At 43.5% G+C, this 18,718-nt stretch carries 17 protein-coding genes; 9 read left to right on the top strand and 8 right to left on the bottom strand.

All coding sequences use genetic code 11. The annotated features are described in order from the left end of the window. Positions 1–116 precede the first annotated feature (116 nt). The 5 genes from GTU69_RS07615 to GTU69_RS07595 all read right to left on the bottom strand — a co-directional run bounded on the left by GTU69_RS07615 (position 117) and on the right by GTU69_RS07595 (position 6,736). Positions 117–578 (bottom strand): DUF2147 domain-containing protein, encoded by a 462-nt coding sequence (locus GTU69_RS07615; protein ID WP_166169491.1) that lies wholly within the window; start codon positions 576–578, stop codon positions 117–119. A 428-nt stretch (positions 579–1,006) separates the two neighbouring features. Beyond that, positions 1,007–1,462: a DUF2147 domain-containing protein gene (locus GTU69_RS07610; protein ID WP_086195240.1), complete on the bottom strand. Its 456-nt coding sequence runs from the start codon at positions 1,460–1,462 to the stop codon at positions 1,007–1,009. Between the two features lie 224 nt (positions 1,463–1,686). Further along, positions 1,687–2,562, bottom strand: coding sequence for an Hsp33 family molecular chaperone HslO (locus GTU69_RS07605; RefSeq protein ID WP_086195241.1), 876 nt, complete (start codon positions 2,560–2,562; stop codon positions 1,687–1,689). Between the two features lie 50 nt (positions 2,563–2,612). After that, entirely contained in the window at positions 2,613–4,454 is a 1,842-nt protein-coding gene (locus GTU69_RS07600) for a monovalent cation:proton antiporter-2 (CPA2) family protein (protein WP_166169489.1), read from the bottom strand. Positions 4,455–4,513: 59 nt separating this feature from the next. Further along, a complete protein-coding gene (locus tag GTU69_RS07595; RefSeq protein ID WP_166169487.1) occupies positions 4,514–6,736 on the bottom strand; it encodes a primosomal protein N' in 2,223 nt (740 codons plus the stop codon). Positions 6,737–6,888: 152 nt separating this feature from the next. Here GTU69_RS07595 and gspF point away from each other — a divergent pair, with 152 nt between their 5' ends. The 3 genes from gspF to GTU69_RS07580 all read left to right on the top strand — a co-directional run bounded on the left by gspF (position 6,889) and on the right by GTU69_RS07580 (position 9,193). After that, positions 6,889–8,094 carry a type II secretion system inner membrane protein GspF gene (gene gspF / locus GTU69_RS07590; protein WP_166169485.1) on the top strand — a complete coding sequence of 402 codons (1,206 nt, stop codon included), beginning with the start codon at positions 6,889–6,891 and terminating at the stop codon, positions 8,092–8,094. A gap of 45 nt (positions 8,095–8,139) precedes the next feature. Next, on the top strand, positions 8,140–8,577 hold the full coding sequence (gspG, locus tag GTU69_RS07585) for a type II secretion system major pseudopilin GspG (RefSeq protein ID WP_086195245.1): 438 nt from the start codon (positions 8,140–8,142) through the stop codon (positions 8,575–8,577). Between the two features lie 280 nt (positions 8,578–8,857). Next, entirely contained in the window at positions 8,858–9,193 is a 336-nt protein-coding gene (locus GTU69_RS07580) for a hypothetical protein (RefSeq protein WP_166169483.1), read from the top strand. 166 nt (positions 9,194–9,359) lie between these two features. Here GTU69_RS07580 and lnt read toward each other — a convergent pair whose 3' ends face one another. Next, positions 9,360–10,919 carry an apolipoprotein N-acyltransferase gene (gene lnt / locus GTU69_RS07575; protein ID WP_166169481.1) on the bottom strand — a complete coding sequence of 520 codons (1,560 nt, stop codon included), beginning with the start codon at positions 10,917–10,919 and terminating at the stop codon, positions 9,360–9,362. Continuing rightward, entirely contained in the window at positions 10,916–11,755 is an 840-nt protein-coding gene (locus GTU69_RS07570) for a CBS domain-containing protein (protein ID WP_086195248.1), read from the bottom strand. Before GTU69_RS07570 ends, lnt begins: the two co-directional genes overlap by 4 nt. A 201-nt stretch (positions 11,756–11,956) precedes the next feature. Here GTU69_RS07570 and tusA point away from each other — a divergent pair, with 201 nt between their 5' ends. Beyond that, a complete protein-coding gene (gene tusA / locus GTU69_RS07565; protein ID WP_166169479.1) occupies positions 11,957–12,214 on the top strand; it encodes a sulfurtransferase TusA in 258 nt (85 codons plus the stop codon). 139 nt (positions 12,215–12,353) lie between these two features. Here tusA and GTU69_RS07560 read toward each other — a convergent pair whose 3' ends face one another. After that, positions 12,354–14,066, bottom strand: a complete 1,713-nt coding sequence (locus GTU69_RS07560) for an electron transfer flavoprotein-ubiquinone oxidoreductase (protein WP_166169477.1) — start codon at positions 14,064–14,066, stop codon at positions 12,354–12,356. A gap of 184 nt (positions 14,067–14,250) precedes the next feature. On the opposite strand from GTU69_RS07560, the gene GTU69_RS07555 reads away from it, so the two are divergent. The 5 genes from GTU69_RS07555 to GTU69_RS07535 all read left to right on the top strand — a co-directional run bounded on the left by GTU69_RS07555 (position 14,251) and on the right by GTU69_RS07535 (position 18,685). Continuing rightward, complete coding sequence (locus GTU69_RS07555; RefSeq protein ID WP_166169475.1) at positions 14,251–14,862, top strand: DUF1285 domain-containing protein; 612 nt, start codon at positions 14,251–14,253, stop codon at positions 14,860–14,862. Positions 14,863–14,910: 48 nt separating this feature from the next. After that, on the top strand, positions 14,911–15,783 hold the full coding sequence (gene murI, locus GTU69_RS07550; RefSeq protein WP_166169473.1) for a glutamate racemase: 873 nt from the start codon (positions 14,911–14,913) through the stop codon (positions 15,781–15,783). A 127-nt stretch (positions 15,784–15,910) separates the two neighbouring features. Beyond that, positions 15,911–16,939: a DUF4062 domain-containing protein gene (locus tag GTU69_RS07545; RefSeq protein WP_166169471.1), complete on the top strand. Its 1,029-nt coding sequence runs from the start codon at positions 15,911–15,913 to the stop codon at positions 16,937–16,939. A 66-nt stretch (positions 16,940–17,005) separates the two neighbouring features. After that, entirely contained in the window at positions 17,006–18,019 is a 1,014-nt protein-coding gene (hemH, locus tag GTU69_RS07540) for a ferrochelatase (RefSeq protein ID WP_166169469.1), read from the top strand. Positions 18,020–18,040: 21 nt separating this feature from the next. Beyond that, entirely contained in the window at positions 18,041–18,685 is a 645-nt protein-coding gene (locus GTU69_RS07535) for an MBL fold metallo-hydrolase (protein WP_166169467.1), read from the top strand. Positions 18,686–18,718 lie beyond the last annotated feature (33 nt).

Raw genomic sequence — 18,718 nt, 5'->3', positions numbered from 1 at the left:
TTTTAATCATTATTATGCTTTTCATAGTTCTGAAACAGTATTGATCTGTGCCTTATTGTTTCAAATTATGACAAAAAAGGCTCCGTAACCGGAACCTTGAAAAATGCTGAATGCGATTAATATTTAATCCAGGTCACACTACGCCCAATCACGGAAATTCCGACATAACCACGCAGATTCAAATGCTTGCCACTGGCACTAAGACGTGCCTTGCCTTTATAGATTTTGCCGCCAACCGGATCAAGTACACGGCCATTGTTAAATTCACGAGGATTGTCCGGATTTTGGGTAAAGCCCCAAATAAAGGGTAAGCCAATAAAAGGCTTATTTTTTAAGTTGCCCGGGCAACTGGAACAGATGACCATTTTTTCTGTACCGGGTACATTGCGGGTGGCAACGATGATTCCTTCATAAGTGCCATCTGGCTTTTTGCTAATTTCTACATCCGCACGAGAATAGCCGGTCCGGTCATCAATGGTTTTCCATTTACCCACCAATGGATCATTTTCAGCAAAACTGAAAGATGAAACAGCAGCTAAAATTACCCCGGTCAAAATCCCTTTATATAAATTCTTCACTAATTTCCCCTGTTGAATGAACTATTTTTTAATTTTAGAGTAAAACGCCTAATTTATAGCGATAAGTATCTATAAAATCAAATGATTAAATTGATGAATAAGTCACATAAATAATTAATAGTGCTAAGGGAGTTATTTTTTAATTTCTTTTTGATTAAAAAATATTCGATTTGGATATTAAAAATTTAAACTTTTATTTAATTAATATTTTAGCTGAATGCCAAAATACAGTTTTTTATGAAGAAATTATTATTCTTATAATTTTTAGTAAGGGAGTTTATCTTTTAGTATATCCAAGTTATTAATAAAAATAATTTATTTCATAGTTCATAAATGAGACTTGAACTGACTCTTAAGATTATAAATCTGGAGGATGCACAAGTTTTTAACAGGATGGAGATAAAAACTTGTGCTGAATGAAAAGCATGTTAATTCACTCTAATCCAGGACACGGTGCGGCCCAGCAGGCTAGTACCAATAAAGCCACGTAAGGTCAGGACATTGCCTCGTGTATTGAGACGACCCTTACCTTGATAGACATGACCTGAAAGGGGATCAAGTACTTGACCATCAATAAATTCATCTGTCTTTTTAGGGTTTTGCTTAAAGCCTGATAAGATCGGTAAGCCAATCAGAGGGGCATTTTTGAGTGCTCCTTTGCATTTTTCACAATGATCAATAGCGCTACGGTTTGGAATGGCATGGACTTGGATAATTGTTCCCCGATAAGCTCCATTTTCTTGCTTAGTGATGAGAACTTCAGCACGGGCATATCCTGTTTTATCATCAATCGTTTTCCATGTCCCCACCAAGTCAGGAGCTTTTGCATGAATAAAAGGACAGGTCAGCAGTAATAATAGACTAAGCATTATTTTTGTGTTCATGTGGTCAATATTTCCAATTATTAATTTATTTTTATGCATTAGAAATAAAGCATTATTTGAGATAGTTTTGCTTTATTTTGAAAGCGGATTTTACGCTAAAATATTTAAAATACAAGTGTAAAAAAACGCTATAAAATAAAGTAAAAAATGATGTATTTTATTTTGGTCAGATAAAAAAGAGCAGTAATTATTATTGCTGCTCTGATTTTGTTTACTTGATCAAATTAACTTAAGTGTTTGCCAAATAAACCAAAGGCTTCTTCCGCAGTAAATGTGTAGCGGGTACTACAGAACTGGCAATCCATGGTAATGGGATTCTGGAACTCTAAAGTTTCACGTACTGCTTCCACACCAATTTGAATCAAGGCATTGGCGCAACGCTCTTTAGAACAGGTACAACCAAAGCTTAATTGTTCAGCTTCAGGTAAACGCACATCTTCTTCATTGTACAGACGGTAAAGAATTTCAGTCGGTTCCAGATCCGTGAGTTCCTCGGCTTTCAATGTCTCGGTCAGTATGGTCAGGCGTGGCCAGAGGTCTTCATCCACACGTTGCTGCTCTTCTTCACTATTGCGTGGCAAGAGCTGAATCAGCAGACCGCCAGAACGTTCAGCTGTGCTGGATAAAACGATTTTCGTTGGAATTTGTGCAGATAAATCATAATACTGCATCAGACAGCCGGCCAAAGTATCATGCTCTAGGGCAATAATACCCTGATAGCGTTCACCGAATTCAGGCTCAATATTAATAAACAGTATCGGATTGACCAAGGCATTAAATACCGTGCTGCTGTTTTCTGCCTGAAAAAAGCGTGGATCTTCTTCATAATCGGCTGATGCACGTAGCTGACCTAGATGGTTACATTCAGCCATAGCCCATTTAAAAGTGCCAGCTGCCTGAATTTGCAGGCTGATCCGGCCTTTAATTTTCAGGGTACTGGCTAACAATGCGGTAGCGCTGAGCATTTCCCCCAAAAGGATTTGAATGGCTTGTGGATAATCACGTTGCGCGAGAATCGTTTGCAGAACGCTTTCCAGATGAACCACTTCACCACGAATCGGGCAATTTTCAATATAAAAGCGTTGACGTAATTCAGACATAAATTTCTCCAATAGCCCGTGTTAATGGTGTCTATATTGTAAAACACAAGCTAGTTACTATCATCTCTTGTGACATCAATACGCTGATGTGCTAAGCCGCGTTGTAAATTGACGCCAGTGGGTTCTTGACGAATTTGCGCATCACTTTCAAATAAATGCTCAAGTTCTGCCAGTGCATTACGATGGGTCTCATAAATTTTCTGTTCATCAGTATAAACCCGTTGCTGCTGAAGCAATAATTTCTCATCGTAATCACGAAATAGTTCAATACTCTTATACGCATCTTCTTCGCTGATCTCTAATTCGCGTAAAGCGCGATAAGCCATACCTAGCGATGATAAATAAGTTTCACGCCAGATCTGTTCGACACCTAAATCGCGCAGTAAATGCACATGATGGCGGTCTCGGGCACGCACCAAAAGTTTCAGATTGGGATAGTTTAAACGAATATGACGTGCCACATTCATGGAGTCTTCAATATCATCAATCGCTAGGACAAAAACTTTGGCGTGTTCAATGCCTGCGGAACGTAAAATATCGGGTTGTGTCGCGTCCCCATAGTATACCGTGCCGCCATAGTTGCGTACGAAATCGACTTTTTCCAGATTGCTGTCAATTGCAGTAAAAGACTGGTGCTGTAAATGGGCAATACGGGCAATAATCTGTCCGAAACGGCCAAAACCGGCAATGATCATCGGGTTATGGATGTCTGGAATTTCATCATAAACTGGCGTTTTTCCTTTATCTATTAAAGGAATAATCCAGTGACTGATCAACCAGTAAAACATCGGGGTGAGCACCATGGAAAGGGTCACAATCAGGGTCAAAGGTTCAAGCATGGCTTGAGTAAGAACTTTTTCACTCGTCGCGACTTTCAGCACCACAAAGGCAAATTCACCACCTTGAGCCAGGCAGGTCGCAAGTAATAAGCTGTTGCGCCATGAATAGTTTAAATAGCGGGCAATGGCCGCCAGGGTGATACTTTTGACCAGCATTAAAACGAGAGCACCGCCAATAATTAGCCAAGGCATATCGACCAAGAGAGACAATTGTGTGGTCATGCCGACCGTCATAAAGAATAAGCCCAGCAGCAGTCCCTTAAACGGTGCAATACTGGCTTCTAGTTCGTGACGGAATTCAGAGTCGGCCAGCAGCACCCCCGTCAAGAAGGCACCTAGAGTGGTACTGATGCCGAGTACATCCATCAGTACCACGACACCCAGTACAATAAACAAGCCGACTGCGGTAATCAGTTCATGCGCGCCACTTTTGGCCACAAAGCGGAAAAATGGACGCATCATATAGCGGCTAAACAGGAACAAACCGCTAAAGGTGGCAATAATGGCGGCAAAGTAGGCCACTCCATGGTGGGTCGATTCAGTACCTGCCAGTAAGGGAATAATCGCCAGCAGGGGAATGGCCGCAATGTCCTGAAACAGTAAAATGGAAAAAGATTGTTGACCGAAGGTGGTATTGAGTTGCTGCTTTTCTGAAAGCAGCTGTAACACAAAGGCAGTGGAGGATAGCGCCAGCGCCATACCAATAACAAAACTGGCGGCCAGGTTCTGATGTAAGGAAAAAAAAGTCACGACTGCCAGAATAACTCCGGTAATGCCGACTTGTAAGCTGCCCATCAGAAAGATGGATTTGCGCATTTCCCACAGCCGTTGTGGACGCAGCTCCAGACCAATAATGAACATCAACAAGATGACGCCAAATTCTGCCAGTTCCTGAATCGCGTCCGGATCGCTGGCCATATTCAATACGCTGGGACCGAGCAGAATGCCTGTAAACAAATAGCCGAGTACCGTGGCAATGCCAAAACGCTTGGCGAGCGGCACCAAGAGCAGCGAAGCACCCAGAAAAATCGTAATTTGTAACAGTAGCGACATCAGTTTGTCCTGGAATTTATTTTAATTTCAAGGAATTTAAGCGCAGCATAAATGTTGATTTAGCTTAATTCTTGAGGATCTATATCAAGTGTCAGTTTCATGTTTGAGGGCTTTTCATGCAACATATTTTGCCACCAGGTACGGATATAAAAATGTAATCGGGCCCGATCTTGTGACAGCAGCACCATATGCGCCTGATAACGCCCGGCCTTACGTTCCATCGGGGCAGGAATCGGTCCCCAGATATCAATCAGGTTTTCCGAAACCTGTCTTAACGCCTGTGCATGCTGCTGTAAAAATTCCTGGTTCTGTTCCTGACTTTTCGATTCACAGCGTATTAAGGCTGCATAACGAAAAGGTGGCAAAGCGGCGGCCTGACGTTCTTTTAAGGTCTGTTTGGCAAAATGCCGGTAATCCTTGTCAATTAAGGTATTCAGCAAAGGGTGATCCGGCCGCAGGGTTTGTAAATAGACTTCACCTTTGCGTTCACCGCGTCCGGCACGACCAGCGACCTGTACAATCAGTTGTGCCGTGCGTTCGGTGGCACGGAAATCGACACTGAGCAGGCCGGAATCAATATCTAAAATAGCCACTAAAGTGACATATGGAAAATGATGTCCTTTGGCCAGCATTTGGGTGCCGAGCAAAATCACCGGTTCACTTTTCTGGATTTTGTCATAAATTTTTTGCCAGCTGCCGACCCGGCTGGTGGAATCGCGGTCGACCCGGATCACATCGAAATGGGGAAACAGTTGTTGCAGGTTTTCTTCCACTTTGGCGGTGCCCAGGCCAATCGGTTTTAATTCACTATGCTTGCACTGCGGGCATTGCTCGGGCATACGGTGAATACTGCCACAGTGGTGACAATGCAAATGCTGATAAGGCTGGCGATGCACGGTAAAGTTGGCATCACAATGCGGACATTTGGCTTGCCAGGCACAGCTTTCACAAATCAGTACCGGGGCATAACCGCGACGGTTTAAAAACACCAATACCTGTTCTTTTTTATCCAGACGTTTTTGAATTTCATCAATCAGGCTTTGGCTCATGCCATTCTGTTTTTGTGCAATTTTCAGGTCAATCAGATGAATCTTTGGCATCACGGCCGCACCCGCACGCTGATTCAGTTCTAAACGGGTCATTTTCCCCATTTCAACCAGTGCATAGCTGTCAATACTCGGGGTGGCTGAGCCTAAAATAATCGGACAATTTTCCAGATGGGCACGGTACATTGCGACATCACGGGCATGGTAGCGAAAGCCTTCCTGCTGTTTGAAAGACAGGTCGTGTTCTTCATCCAGAATGATCAGGCCCAGATTTGGCAGCGGCGTATAAATGGCTGAACGGGTCCCTAAAATAATCGAAGCTTTGCCAGTTTGTGCAGCCTGCCAGGCTTGCAGGCGCTTTGAATCGTTCAGTCCTGAATGCAGCAGTACAATGTTGCCATGAAAACGTGACTGGAACCGGCTGATGGTCTGCGGGGTCAGGCCAATTTCAGGCACTAAAACCAAGACCTGTTTGCCCTGTTTCAGCACCTCTTGCATGATTTGCAAATACACTTCAGTTTTACCGCTCCCAGTCAAACCATCCAGTAAAAAGGCCTGATATTTTTTCTGGGCTTTCAACACCTGTTGAATGGCTTTTTTCTGATCTTCATTGGCGGTTAAGGGCATTTGTGCCAGGGTGACCGGTTGAGGACTAAAGTCCTGATGTTCCAGAATACATTGCACAATCGCCTTCTTTTCCAGCGCTTTGAGTGTCGCCGTTTCAATTCCGGCTAAATTTAAAATATTTTCTGTGGTGCCTTGAGGATGTAATTTCAGTACTTTATAAGCCTGTTGCTGTTTTTCAGAGCGTGTCAGCTTGTCTTCGGCATGCAAATCCAGAACTTTCCACAGCCGGGCCAATAAATTATAAGGTTTGCCCTGACGTAGGAATGTCGGCAGGGCACTCTGAAATACTTCACCAATCGGAAATTGATAATATTGCGCGGACCAGGTGAGCAAGCTTAAAATTTTTTGATCTAAAAGTGCTTGTTCATCCAGCAGTTCAGTGATGGCTTTGAGCTTAAAACGTGGATCAATCGGGGTATCGGCCGTTAATTTTTCAACAATAATGCCCACCAGATTTTGCCGTCCAAATGACACGGCTACACGTGCCCCAACTTCAGCGTGCTGATATTGTTCAGCCGTTAAGGTGTAGTCAAAACAGTCATAGAGATGTACAGGTACAGCAACACGAATGCGATAAATGTCGGCTAGAGTTGGTGGTGTATTTGGCATAAATAAAGGTCAAATGGTCCTGATCAAATTTCGTCGTGCTAAGGATAGAGTTATGTTAGAGTGAGCAAATCATTTATAGCTAAGAATATGAATGATTTTGGTGGTCAGACGCAACCGCGCTGAAGCAAATTTTAGAAAATTAGAGCATCACAATGCCTGCATATCAATTTACTGCCATTGATGCTTCAGGGAAGCAGCAAAAAGGCGTGTTAGAGGGTGATTCGGCACGTCAAATCCGTCAACAGCTCAGAGACAAAGCGCTTATTCCTGTGACGGTTGATCCTGTTGAGCAAAAAGACAAGCATAACTCAAAACGCTGGTTTCAGAAAAAAATCACTGCCTATGATTTGGCCCTGTTTACCCGTCAACTTTCAGTTCTGGTGGCAGCTGGAATTCCTTTGGAAGAAGCGCTGCGGGCGGTAGGCAAGCAAAATGAAAAGGCTCATGTGCAAAACCTGTTGATGTCAGTGCATTCCAAAGTGATGGAAGGTTATTCACTGGCCAATGCCTTGCAGCAGGCCGGACGCTTACCGGATTTATATATTGCCACCATTGCAGCGGGTGAACGCTCGGGACATCTGGATTTAATTCTGGATCAATTGGCCGATTACACCGAAAACCGTTTTGCCATGCAAAAGAAAGTGCAGGGCGCAATGATTTATCCGATTATTCTCATGCTGATGTCTTTTGCCATTGTGATGGGGTTGATGACCTATGTGGTTCCGGATATTGTCAAAACTTTTGACCAGAGCAAGGAGGCATTACCGTGGATTACGGTTGTGCTGATGAAAGCCAGTGATTTCATTCGTGTGGCCTGGCCGTTTTTACTGATCGCCAGTGTACTGGGTTTCATCACTTTGGCACGTTTTTTAAGAACGTCTGCCGGGCATTATGCCTTTGATCGTTTAACGCTCAAATTGCCATTATTTGGTAAATTATCGCGTGGTATAAATGCAGCACGTTTTGCCAGCACCTTATCGATTTTGACCCAGTCTGGTGTACCTTTGGTTGATGCACTTAAAATTGGCGCCGCGGTAAGTAATAATTGGGTGATCCGTGACTCTGTTAACCAGGCAGCCGAGCGTGTCACTGAAGGTGGTAACCTGGCGACACAACTGGAACGCAGTGGTTATTTTCCAGCGATGATGGTACAAATGATTAAAAGTGGTGAAGCATCCGGCGAGCTTGATCGTATGCTGCAGCGCGCCTCGACCATGCAGGATCGGGAAGTGACTACACTGATTTCCACTTTACTGGCATTACTTGAGCCTTTAATGCTGGTCTTGATGGCAAGTATCGTGCTGGTGATCGTGATTGCTGTGATGATGCCAATTGTGAATATGAACAATATGATTTAACTGATTTTACATTTTATAAAGATAATGATTGTGCGAGAGAGTGAGATGCAAGGGAAACGATATCAAGTGAAGCAGTCTGGCTTTACCCTCATTGAAGTGATGGTGGTGATTGTAATTTTAGGTGTATTGGCTGCACTGATTGTTCCTAATGTGATGGGGCGTGGTGAAAAGGCCAAGGTTGATACCACTTCCATTACCTTAAAAGGCGTTGCTGGTGCTTTAGATCAATATAAACTGGATAATGGTAAATATCCGTCTATGCAAGATGGCGGCTTGGATGCACTGGTGAATCAGCCTGCTTCGGCTAAAAACTGGATGCCGGGCGGATATGTTAAAGGTGGCTATCCCAAAGACAGCTGGGACAATGATATTCAATATGTGATTCCAGGTGCTGAAGGCCGCCCATTTGATTTATATTCTTTTGGTGCTGATGGTAAAGAGGGTGGTGAAGATACGGATGCCGATATTTATTATCAGCCTTAATTAGAAATCACTATTTATTTTAATTTATCGAATATATCACTTCACTTCATCTGAATATTCAATAGAAGCTGAAGTGATAATAAATCTTAATTATAAATTAAGTGTTAATTTTTTGAATTTTAACAATATTATATAATAATGACTCTTGGGTATTTATAATAAGAGTTATCCCCATTTTTATTCATTACAATAATTGTAAAATATGAATAAATATCGTCTTTTTATTTAATTAAAACAGAGAATAATATTCTTGAAGGCATTTTTAGCCAAGGAGAATGGAATGAAAGCATTCATAATATCGGATGAAATTAACCAGTTTCATTGTGCAATGCTCAAGTCTGTTCTTTTAATTTTGAGCTTACTTCCCATCAGTCAAGGTATTCTAAGTTTATGGAATGCAACCGAAGGTAGCAGCCAGATTGTGGTTGGCTTTTTTGCCGTCAGTTTATTCAGTGCCTTGTTTGTATTGTGTTTCTGGTCTGCATTGAAAGCGACCTTACTCAACTTAAAACAAGGCCATGCTTCAGCCTTAGAGCACAGTATTGTAAAAATTTATCGTTATATTCCCATGCTATTTCTAACGGGCATGATGTCTTATTTGGTGACTCAGCTATAAATTAAAGGTAACAAAAAACCGAGGTATTGACCTCGGTTTTTTAGTGCCTTTTTATTTCTTCTCCCTCTGGGATGAGGAATATATTCCGCAAGAGGATGAGGGCGATTAATCATAAATAATTCACCTCTCCCTAGCCCTCTCCTAGAAGGAGAGGGAACACTTAAAGCTAACGCCGTGATTTAAATGAAACATCTACCTTACGTGGACGGAAGCGCCAACCCAGTAGTAATAGCAATAATGACACAATCAATACTGGCCAATCACTTAAGCGCATATACAAGGTTTCTCCTTGCATCGCAGGCAGTTCACCACGAAGAATCGCAGTGTGATCGGTCGGTGCCTGTTTCACGATATGCCCGTGATGATCGATAAATGCTGTCACCCCAGTATTGGTAGCACGAATAAACCAGCGTCCATTTTCCTTGGCCCGCATCTGTACCATCTGCAAATGCTGCCAAGGTCCCGCCGTTCCGGTAAACCAGGCATCATTGGACACCGTAACCAAATAATCGCTTTGACTGGCATTGCGACGGGTCAGGTTAGGATAAGCCACTTCATAGCAAATGGCCGCACCCAGCGCATGATTTTTCACATTTAACGGTTTCTGGTCGCGTGCTCCGCGAGAAAAACCGCTCATGGACGGATCATTTTGTAATGCAGGCAGTACCCAGCTGAGCCAGCCAGATAAAGGTACATATTCACCAAACGGGACTAAACGTTGCTTCTTGTATAAACCTGTCGATTCATCACCCGAAGCCATAATGCTGTTATAGTACATCGGGTGTTGTTCAATTTGGGATTCTTTCAAATCCCAGTAAGGGATACCCGTCACCCACGCTGTTCCGGTTTTATTGGCCTGAACTTTCATGGCATCTAAAAATGGTTCAATATCAGTCTGGAACATTGGAATGGAAGATTCCGGCCAGACAATTAGATCACGTCCCCATTCAGTCCGGCTTAAACTGGCGTAGATCATCAAGGTTTTGACCTGGTATTCAGTCAGCCATTTCAGGTCTTGCGGAATATTGCCCTGAATCAGGGAAACGGAAAGCGGTTTCTCATCTTTTTTTTCAACAAATTGAAGATAAGAAGCACCCCATGCACCCAGCAGTAAGATGGCAGAGGGGATGATCCAGAATACACGCTTATTCAGGATTTCCACCAGTGCACAGGCCAGTATAATCACCACAAACGAAACACCGAAAATCCCGAATAAAGGCGCATAGTTATCGAGGAAACGTTCGGTAAAAGCATAACCGACAAATAGCCATGGGAAACCGGTAAATACCCAGGTTTTGGCCCATTCAAAGAATACCCACAGCGGTGCAAAAGTCAGGGGTGTTTCCGGGAAGAAGCGGCGATAGATCCAGGTTTGCAGCGCGGTAAATAGTCCCATCACCAAGGCCATAAAGGCAATCATCAGTACGCTTAGAAAAGCACTGGTATCACCATAGACATGGATGGAGGTATATAACCAGAAGGCACCGACAAACCATAAGCCAAAGCCATAAGCCCAACCAATGAAAAAGGATTGTGGAGCAGAGCGTTTACGCAATGATGCGTAGAGTAAGGCTGGAGACAATATTGCCAGCCACCAGTAATAATAAGGTGCCAGTGCAAAACTGAATAAGGCACCTGAAAAAAGCGAAATGAAAAAGGGATAAATAAAAGGGAGCTGCTTGTGTTGTTGAGATGAATTTAACAGCTTATCAAAGTAAGTTCTCATTTACGGACAGCTCGAATCAGATGAATAGTACGTGCATCTGCTTCTAAAATGGTAAATTCCCAATTCTCAAGTTCAATTACTTGACCTTGTAAATCGCTGACTAGACCCATTTCTTGAAGCAATAAACCGCCGACAGTTTCTACTTCATCATCGGAAAAATCAGCATCTAAAACATTGTTAAAGTGTTCAATTGGTGTAAGTGCCTGAACCAGCCAGGTATTCGCCGTGTGTGGATCGTTATCGGGAATAATGTACTGGGCTTCTTCATCGACCTTGTCGTGTTCATCTTCAATTTCACCGACAATTTCTTCCAGAATGTCTTCTAAAGTGACCAGACCTGAAGTGGTGCCATATTCATCAATCACTACTGCAATATGGGTCTGGGTGTTTTTCAACATCCGCATAACCTGATCGGAACGGGCGCTTTCCGGCACAAACAGCGGTTGCCGCATGAGTGCACGGATATCTACTTTAGAGGTGGGTTCGGTCAAAAAAGGCAGCAGGTCTTTGGCCAATAAAATGCCGACCACATTATCCGGTTGATCAGAAGAAAAAACAGGAAAACGTGAATGTGCAGATTCCACCAGAACATGCAGAATATCGAGCAGCTGATCATCTTCTTGCAAGCTGATCATGGCGGTTCGTGGGGTCATGACCTCGCGAATTTTGGTTGCCGGAAGGTCAAGGACGCCTTCAAGCATGGCAACAGTATCGGGTTCTAAAAAACGACGTGAATCTTGTACTAATTTTAACAGTTCGTCGCGAGTTTCGGGTGCTGTACCCAGCCATTTGCGTAAGCCGCGCATGCCCCACGACGGGCCTGATTCCTCGTGCATGATCTTTCCTAAAGACGCTTAATATCTAAAAAATGTAATTTTAATCATACCGTAGAAAATACAGTTGTCTATCGCTAATCTTCATCTAAATCACAGGCAATTGAGTCAGAAAACCAAGCTATCTCCTTCATTTTCCTGTATATCACCGGACCTGTATGTTTATGCTAAAATAATCCTGATCTTGAACTCCTGAGTCTGTCGATGTCTGAAGCTGAAATTACTCCAAGCCTGCAATTAAATACCCGTGGACTACGTTGCCCGGAACCGGTGATGATGCTGCATCAGGCAATTCGTAAATCCAAGTCTGGCGATGTGGTGGAAGTATTCGCAACGGATAATTCAACTTCTTGGGATATTCCAAAATTCTGTATGCATTTGGGACATGAGCTGTTATTACAAGAAGAACGTTTAGATGAAAATGGCAATAAAGAGTTTCATTATCTGGTACAGAAGGGTTAATGATTTTTTATTTAAAACACGTGATTAGAGATGTGTGATTGAAAGATTGATTCATCACTTACGACTTAAATTTTAAGTTGTTTTAATCTCTCAAAAATAAACCCGCTTTTTAGCGGGTTTATTTTTATCTCATATGAGATTACATATTCGGGTAATTAGGACCACCGCCACCTTCTGGTGTTACCCAAGTGATGTTCTGTGAAGGATCCTTGATGTCGCAGGTCTTGCAGTGTACACAGTTGGCTGCATTGATCTGGAAGCGTTTAGAACCGTCATCATTTTCCATGATTTCGTATACACCTGCAGGGCAGTAGCGCTGCGCCGGTTCATCCCATTTTGGCAGGTTCACATTCACTGGAATTGAAGCATCGGTCAGTTTCAGGTGAGCAGGCTGGTTTTCTTCATGCACGGTGTTGGATACAAACACAGAAGACAAACGGTCAAAGGTCAGCTTACCATCCGGTTTTGGATAGTTCGGTTTAAAGTTCACCGCATCCAGGGTTTTCAATGCACTGAAGTCTGTCACTAGGTCGTGTAGGGTAAACGGTACTTTAAATACGTTCTGGTCGACAAAGTTAAACGCACCACCGATCCACTGGCCGAACTTGTGCATTGCTGGGCCAAAGTTACGCGAGTTATACAGCTCTTCTTTCAGCCAGCTGTTGTTGAACTTGTCGGTATAAGCAGTCAGTTCTTTGGCAAATAAATCTTCACCTTCAGTCACACGCGCAATCGCCAGATCACCACCTTTTGCTACACCGGCAGCAATCGCTTCAAACACTGCTTCACCACACAGCATGCCGGATTTCATCGCGGTATGTGAGCCCTTGATTTTGGCAAAGTTCAGGAAGCCGGCATCGTCACCAATCAGCGATCCGCCCGGGAAGGTAAATTTCGGTAGCGAGTTAAAACCACCTTTGGTCACGGCACGCGCACCATAAGAAATACGTTTGCCACCTTCCAGGTACTGCTTGATTAAAGGATGGGTTTTCCAGCGCTGCATTTCCATAAACGGATACATGTGCGGGTTGGTGTAAGACAGATCGACGATCATGCCCAAAGTCACCTGATTGTTTTCCGCATGATACAACCACCAGCCGCCTGAAGAACCGGTTTCAGACAATGGCCAGCCGGCACCGTGCATCACCAGACCAGGCTTGTGTTTTGCTGGGTCGATTTCCCACAGCTCTTTGATCCCGATACCGTAATGTTGTGGATCTGAATCTTTATCGAGGTTGTATTTGGCAATTAAACGCTTGCCGAGGTGGCCACGGCAGCCTTCAGCAAACAGGGTGTATTTGGCATGCAGTTCATAGCCAGGAGTAAAGTTATGGGTTGGTTCGCCATCTTTACCAATGCCCATGTCACCGGTTTGAATGCCTTTCACCGAACCATCTGCATGGTACAGAATTTCAGCAGCGGCAAAGCCTGGGAAGATCGACACTTCCAGCTCTTCCGCTTTTTGACCCAACCAGCGCACCACGTTGCCGAGCGAGATGACATAGTTGCCATCGTTATGCATGGTTTTAGGTACCATCCAGTGTGGCGCTTCTTGTGATTTTTCATCCGAGAGCAGGAAATAGGTCTTGTCTTCGGTCACTGGAACATTTAAAGGTGCACCTTCTTCCTTCCAGTTCGGGAACAGCTCATTCATGGCACGTGGTTCCAGTACCGCACCGGACAAGATGTGCGCACCGACTTCAGAGCCTTTTTCCACCACACAAACCGACAGATCGTTCAGGTTGTTTTCAATTGCAAGTTGACGGATCTTGATCGCTGCAGAAAGACCGGCCGGTCCTGCACCTACGATGACGACGTCAAACTCCATCGATTCACGTTCGATGTGTTCCATGTAGGATTCCTCATATCATTAGAAGGTGGCGACCGTCATTATTCCGGTGCTGCCATGAGTGTTCTGTATGCCCAGACACAATTTTAGTATCGTGCCTTTTATATTGTGGGCTAGTATAGTTTTAAACCTTGATCTAGCCAATTGGCTGAATCATATTATTTTTCCGTCAGCAGGGTCTTTAGTCATGATTAATCAAAATAATTCACCAAATCCGACGAAAAAAGTAGCTATTGGCGATGATAAAAATTTAAAAGGCATTGCACAATACTTAAAAGATGCACAGGCCGGTCACAAAAGGTCAATCCCGCCTCTGGATCAATTTAACCCAAAGCATTGTGGGGCAATGGATTTAAAGGTAAAAGCCAATGGAGAATGGTGGCACGAAGGTCAATTAATCAAACGACAAGCCCTGATTGACCTGTTCTCAACCGTGCTCTGGAAAGAACAGGGAAAATTCTACTTAAAAACCCCGGTTGAGCAGATTGAGATTGAGGTGGAAGATGAGCCTTTATTTGTCAATCAGGTCGACCAGATCGAGATTGGTGGAAAGACTTATATTCAATTCACCACGACCACCCAGGATATAGTGATTGTCGATCAGGAGCATGCAGTTTTTATGCGTGAATATGAAAGTGAATTACGTCCTTATGTACACGTGCGTTTCGGGATTAACGCCTTAATTCAACGCTCTGCTTTTTTTCATTTAATTGAAATGGGAGAGCTGCTTGAAAATGAGAAAAATGAAACCATTTTAAGCTTACAAAGTGGCGATTTTTACTTGCAATTAGGCACCTGAGGTTTAAGCTTTGATCTTCCGATTTCTTGAACTGCTGAAAGTGAAACCATGACAGCCATTCATCCTGTTTATCCTTTAATCGATCCAATGCCCAAGGCACAAGCTGATGCACCCATCGGGATTTTTGATTCTGGAATAGGTGGCTTGTCTGTAGCACAAGAAATTGCCAGACATTTACCCAAAGAACGTATTGTTTATTATGCCGATACTGCACATGTGCCGTATGGGCCACGAAAAGATCAGGAAATTCGTGAGCTTACGGCACATGCGATTGAATGGCTGTATCGGAAAGGATGTAAAGTCGCGGTAGTAGCCTGTAATACTGCTTCTGCATTCAGTCTGGATTATTTACGTGATCATTATGGAGAAAATTTTCCAATTATCGGTCTGGTACCAGCACTGAAACCTGCCGTTCTGCAAACTAAATCCAAAACCGTGGCGGTGCTTGCCACGCCTGCAACCTTTCGTGGTCAGCTGATTAAAGACGTCATCCAGCGTTTCGCAATTCCTGCTAATGTGAAGGTTATTCCTGTCACCTGTCTGGATTTGGTGCCCTTTGTGGAAAGTGGTGCACAGATGAGCCAGGCATGTTTAACCACCTTAAAAGAAATTTTGCAACCGGTGGTCGATCAGGGGGCCGACTATTTAGTTTTGGGGTGTACACATTATCCCTTCCTAAAACCTGCAATTCAGTCTATATTTGGTCAGAAACTGACATTAATTGACTCTGGGCTGGCAGTTGCGCGACAAACCGCCCGTATTTTGATTAAAAATCAATTGTTATTTGAGCAAGATCGAAATAATGGCTTACGTATTGAGTGCTATGTGAGTGGCAATAATGCAGAACATTTAAAAACCGTGTTGCAGTTCCTCATTCCAGAAGATTTAACCTGGAATTTGAGCAATATGGGTGTTGAATAAGTAAAGAAATACAGCTAGTGTTCTGAAATATATTAGAAAAATATTTATATTGGGGTGTTGAATTATATTGTGATTGCTCAGAGATGAGTCTGTCAGGATGTAATAAGCAATTGGAAGAGGATAACCAATGCTCGATAAGCGTTATCAGGTTTTTATTACCACTTCTGGCAGTGAAATGCAGCCGGAACGAATTGTTTTAGCTCAAACTTTAGTAGGCATGGGGTTCTTTTCCTGGGGCTTAGAACAACGGACACCTTTAAGCACCGCGTTTGCACGGCGTCAGATTGATGATTGTGACTATGTGATCCTGCTGCTGGGCAGTCAATATGGTGAACAGTCTGTGTCAGGTGTAGGTTATATGCATCTGGAATATATTTATGCAGTCACAAAACAGAAACCGATTATTGTGTTTATGCATGAAGATCCTGCCTCACGTGATGAGTCCTTGCATGACCAAAAACCTGAATTGCGCGAAAAATTTTTAGAATTCCGCAAATTATTACAGCAAGAAGTGGATCAGATTTTTACTTACCGTAGCCTGCGTGATCTGGAAATGGCTGTGCGTTTGAATATGCCACAAATGCTGGAGCGTTATCCGGTATCGGGATGGGTTAGACCGCAAAACACCCAGGCTTTACATGATGAAATTGATCAACTGAAAGCTAAAATTGAGCAGCTTGAAACCGAAGTCGGAAAACGGGAAGTCGACCCGTTCCTGTCTTTGCCTAAAGTGTCCATGCAAGAAGTATTTTCTTTTGAATATCGTATGCATGCCTATCAAGATGGTAATTTTAAGGAACTGAAAATTCAGAAGAAGCTCACTTGGGCTCAGCTCCTGTCTATTTTGGGCAGCATGTTTGTCAATCCAACACCAGAAGAATATTTTTCCAAATGTATCAATGATTACTTGAATGATACGGGGCTGGCCGATGCCCGGGTGGAAATGCCACGTGCCCATGCCGTTGCCCGTGCACAAATTAATATTCGTGCCTTACACAGTATTAAACTGCAAATGCGTCAAAATGACTGGATTGTCCCGTCAGGCCGTGATGACCGTCAACGGATGCTCTGGCAATTGACCCTCAAGGGACAAAAGCTACTTGAAAGTAATTTGCTTGATAATGATCGCGTTTTCCAATTTAAATCTGCATTTTAATCCATATAAAGAAAGTGCAGAAAGCTGTTAAAGTAAAGCAGTTCATTTATATTGGAAAAAGGTCTGATGTCTTCTGCAGCTAAAACAAAAGTCACGATTATTTTGGCCAATTTGGGTACGCCGGATCAACCCACGGTCCCTGCAGTTCGTCGTTTTTTGAAGCAGTTTCTGTCCGATCAGCGTGTCATTGAAATCCCCAAGCCAATTTGGCAAATCATTTTACGGCTGTTTATTTTACCTTTTCGTCCCAAGCGTGTGGCCCATGCCTATGAAATGGTGTGGCAGAACGATTCTCCCATGCGTGAAATTTTGTTGAACCAAGTCATTGAGGTAAAAAAAACATTAACTGAACAATATCCTGAATTTGAACTCAATGTCATTCCAGCCATGACCTATGGCAATCCAGGCATTGATTCTGCCTTGAATCGCTTGTCACAGGATATTCCAGATCACATTATTTTATTGCCTTTATTTCCGCAGTATTCGGCCACCTCAACAGCACCTTTATATGATGCCCTCGCAAAATGGATTTTGACGCAGCGCAATTTGCCAGGTCTGTCCATTATTCGTGATTATTATCAGCATCCCGCATTTATTCAGGCACTGGCACAAAGTGTCCGGGACTATCAGGCCGTACACGGCCAGCCAGAAAAACTGTTGATGTCATTCCACGGCATCCCTCAGCCTTATGCGGATAAAGGCGATCCTTATGCCGATCGTTGCCGTATCACGGCACAATTATTAGCAGATGCATTGGGCTTATCTGAGGAGCAATGGGCCATCAGTTTCCAATCGCGTTTTGGAAAACAGGAGTGGGTAAAACCCTATACCGATGCCTTGCTGGAAGAATGGGGCAAGCAAGGGGTGAAATCGGTTCAGGTCATGAGTCCGGCTTTCTCCGCAGATTGTCTGGAAACTCTGGAAGAATTAGCGCTGCAAAATGCTGAAATGTTCCAGTCGGCAGGAGGGGGAGAATATGCTTATATTCCGGCATTAAATTGTCGTCCAGATCATATCGCCTTGCTCAGCACCCTGCTTCAGGCTAATCTTGATGGACTAAAGCACACATTCGCTCATTAATTTCCCTGAGGTTTCATTCTTATGCTGCAAGTCAAAATTGTGCCAGTCACCGCATTTCAGCAAAACTGTTCAATTGTTTGGGATGCAGAAAGCAAAGAAGCCATTTTGATTGATGCTGGTGGTGAAGCGGAAAAATTAAAAGCCGAGGTGGAAGCTTTGGGGCTAAAGGTAAAGGCCTTATGGTTGACGCATGGGCATCTGGATCATGCCGGTGCAGTAGGGGCTTTAAGCAAGGCTTGGAATGTACCGGTGATTGGTCCGCACAAGGAAGATGCCTTTTGGCTCGACATGATTCAGGAAGTATCGCAACGTTATGGTTTTCCTGTTCCTGAAAAGGTAGATGTGACTCAATGGCTTGAAGGCGGAGAAGTGTTAATGCTGGGAGAGGAAGAGTTTGAAGTTCGTTTTGCTCCAGGTCATACGCCGGGTCATGTGATGTTCTATAACAAAAACTATGGCCTGCTATGGACAGGAGATGTATTGTTTAAAGGGTCCATTGGGCGTACCGATTTCCCGCGTGGAAACCACCAGCAGCTGCTTGATTCGATTCAACGTGAATGTTTTAGTTTGCCTGATGAAACCCAATTTATTTCCGGTCATGGTCCCTTAAGTACCATTGGTTTTGAAAAACAGCATAATCCGTTTGTAGCAGGTAAAGCAGGTTAATTTTGCCTGTTTTTTTCCTGTAAAAGATTGATG

Origin of the sequence: Acinetobacter sp. SA01 (genome assembly GCF_011319235.1) — a bacterium.
In the GTDB taxonomy this organism is placed as follows: domain Bacteria; phylum Pseudomonadota; class Gammaproteobacteria; order Pseudomonadales; family Moraxellaceae; genus Acinetobacter.
Note: the sequence above shows the minus strand (reverse complement) of the source record. Positions and strands in the feature narration are given on the sequence as shown.

Bases quoted from the DNA above. Each gene is read 5' to 3' on its own strand.
- tusA (WP_166169479.1), top strand. From the start codon at position 11,957: ATGTCTGAAGCTGAAATTACTCCAAGCCTGCAATTAAATACCCGTGGA.
- GTU69_RS07555 (WP_166169475.1), top strand. From the start codon at position 14,251: ATGATTAATCAAAATAATTCACCAAATCCGACGAAAAAAGTAGCTATT.
- gspG (WP_086195245.1), top strand. From the start codon at position 8,140: ATGCAAGGGAAACGATATCAAGTGAAGCAGTCTGGCTTTACCCTCATT.
- gspF (WP_166169485.1), top strand. From the start codon at position 6,889: ATGCCTGCATATCAATTTACTGCCATTGATGCTTCAGGGAAGCAGCAA.
- GTU69_RS07580 (WP_166169483.1), top strand. From the start codon at position 8,858: ATGAAAGCATTCATAATATCGGATGAAATTAACCAGTTTCATTGTGCA.
- GTU69_RS07605 (WP_086195241.1), bottom strand. From the start codon at position 2,562: ATGTCTGAATTACGTCAACGCTTTTATATTGAAAATTGCCCGATTCGT.
- GTU69_RS07570 (WP_086195248.1), bottom strand. From the start codon at position 11,755: ATGCACGAGGAATCAGGCCCGTCGTGGGGCATGCGCGGCTTACGCAAA.
- murI (WP_166169473.1), top strand. From the start codon at position 14,911: ATGACAGCCATTCATCCTGTTTATCCTTTAATCGATCCAATGCCCAAG.
- GTU69_RS07535 (WP_166169467.1), top strand. From the start codon at position 18,041: ATGCTGCAAGTCAAAATTGTGCCAGTCACCGCATTTCAGCAAAACTGT.
- GTU69_RS07610 (WP_086195240.1), bottom strand. From the start codon at position 1,462: ATGAACACAAAAATAATGCTTAGTCTATTATTACTGCTGACCTGTCCT.
- GTU69_RS07600 (WP_166169489.1), bottom strand. From the start codon at position 4,454: ATGTCGCTACTGTTACAAATTACGATTTTTCTGGGTGCTTCGCTGCTC.
- hemH (WP_166169469.1), top strand. From the start codon at position 17,006: ATGTCTTCTGCAGCTAAAACAAAAGTCACGATTATTTTGGCCAATTTG.
- GTU69_RS07595 (WP_166169487.1), bottom strand. From the start codon at position 6,736: ATGCCAAATACACCACCAACTCTAGCCGACATTTATCGCATTCGTGTT.
- lnt (WP_166169481.1), bottom strand. From the start codon at position 10,919: ATGAGAACTTACTTTGATAAGCTGTTAAATTCATCTCAACAACACAAG.
- GTU69_RS07545 (WP_166169471.1), top strand. From the start codon at position 15,911: ATGCTCGATAAGCGTTATCAGGTTTTTATTACCACTTCTGGCAGTGAA.
- GTU69_RS07560 (WP_166169477.1), bottom strand. From the start codon at position 14,066: ATGGAACACATCGAACGTGAATCGATGGAGTTTGACGTCGTCATCGTA.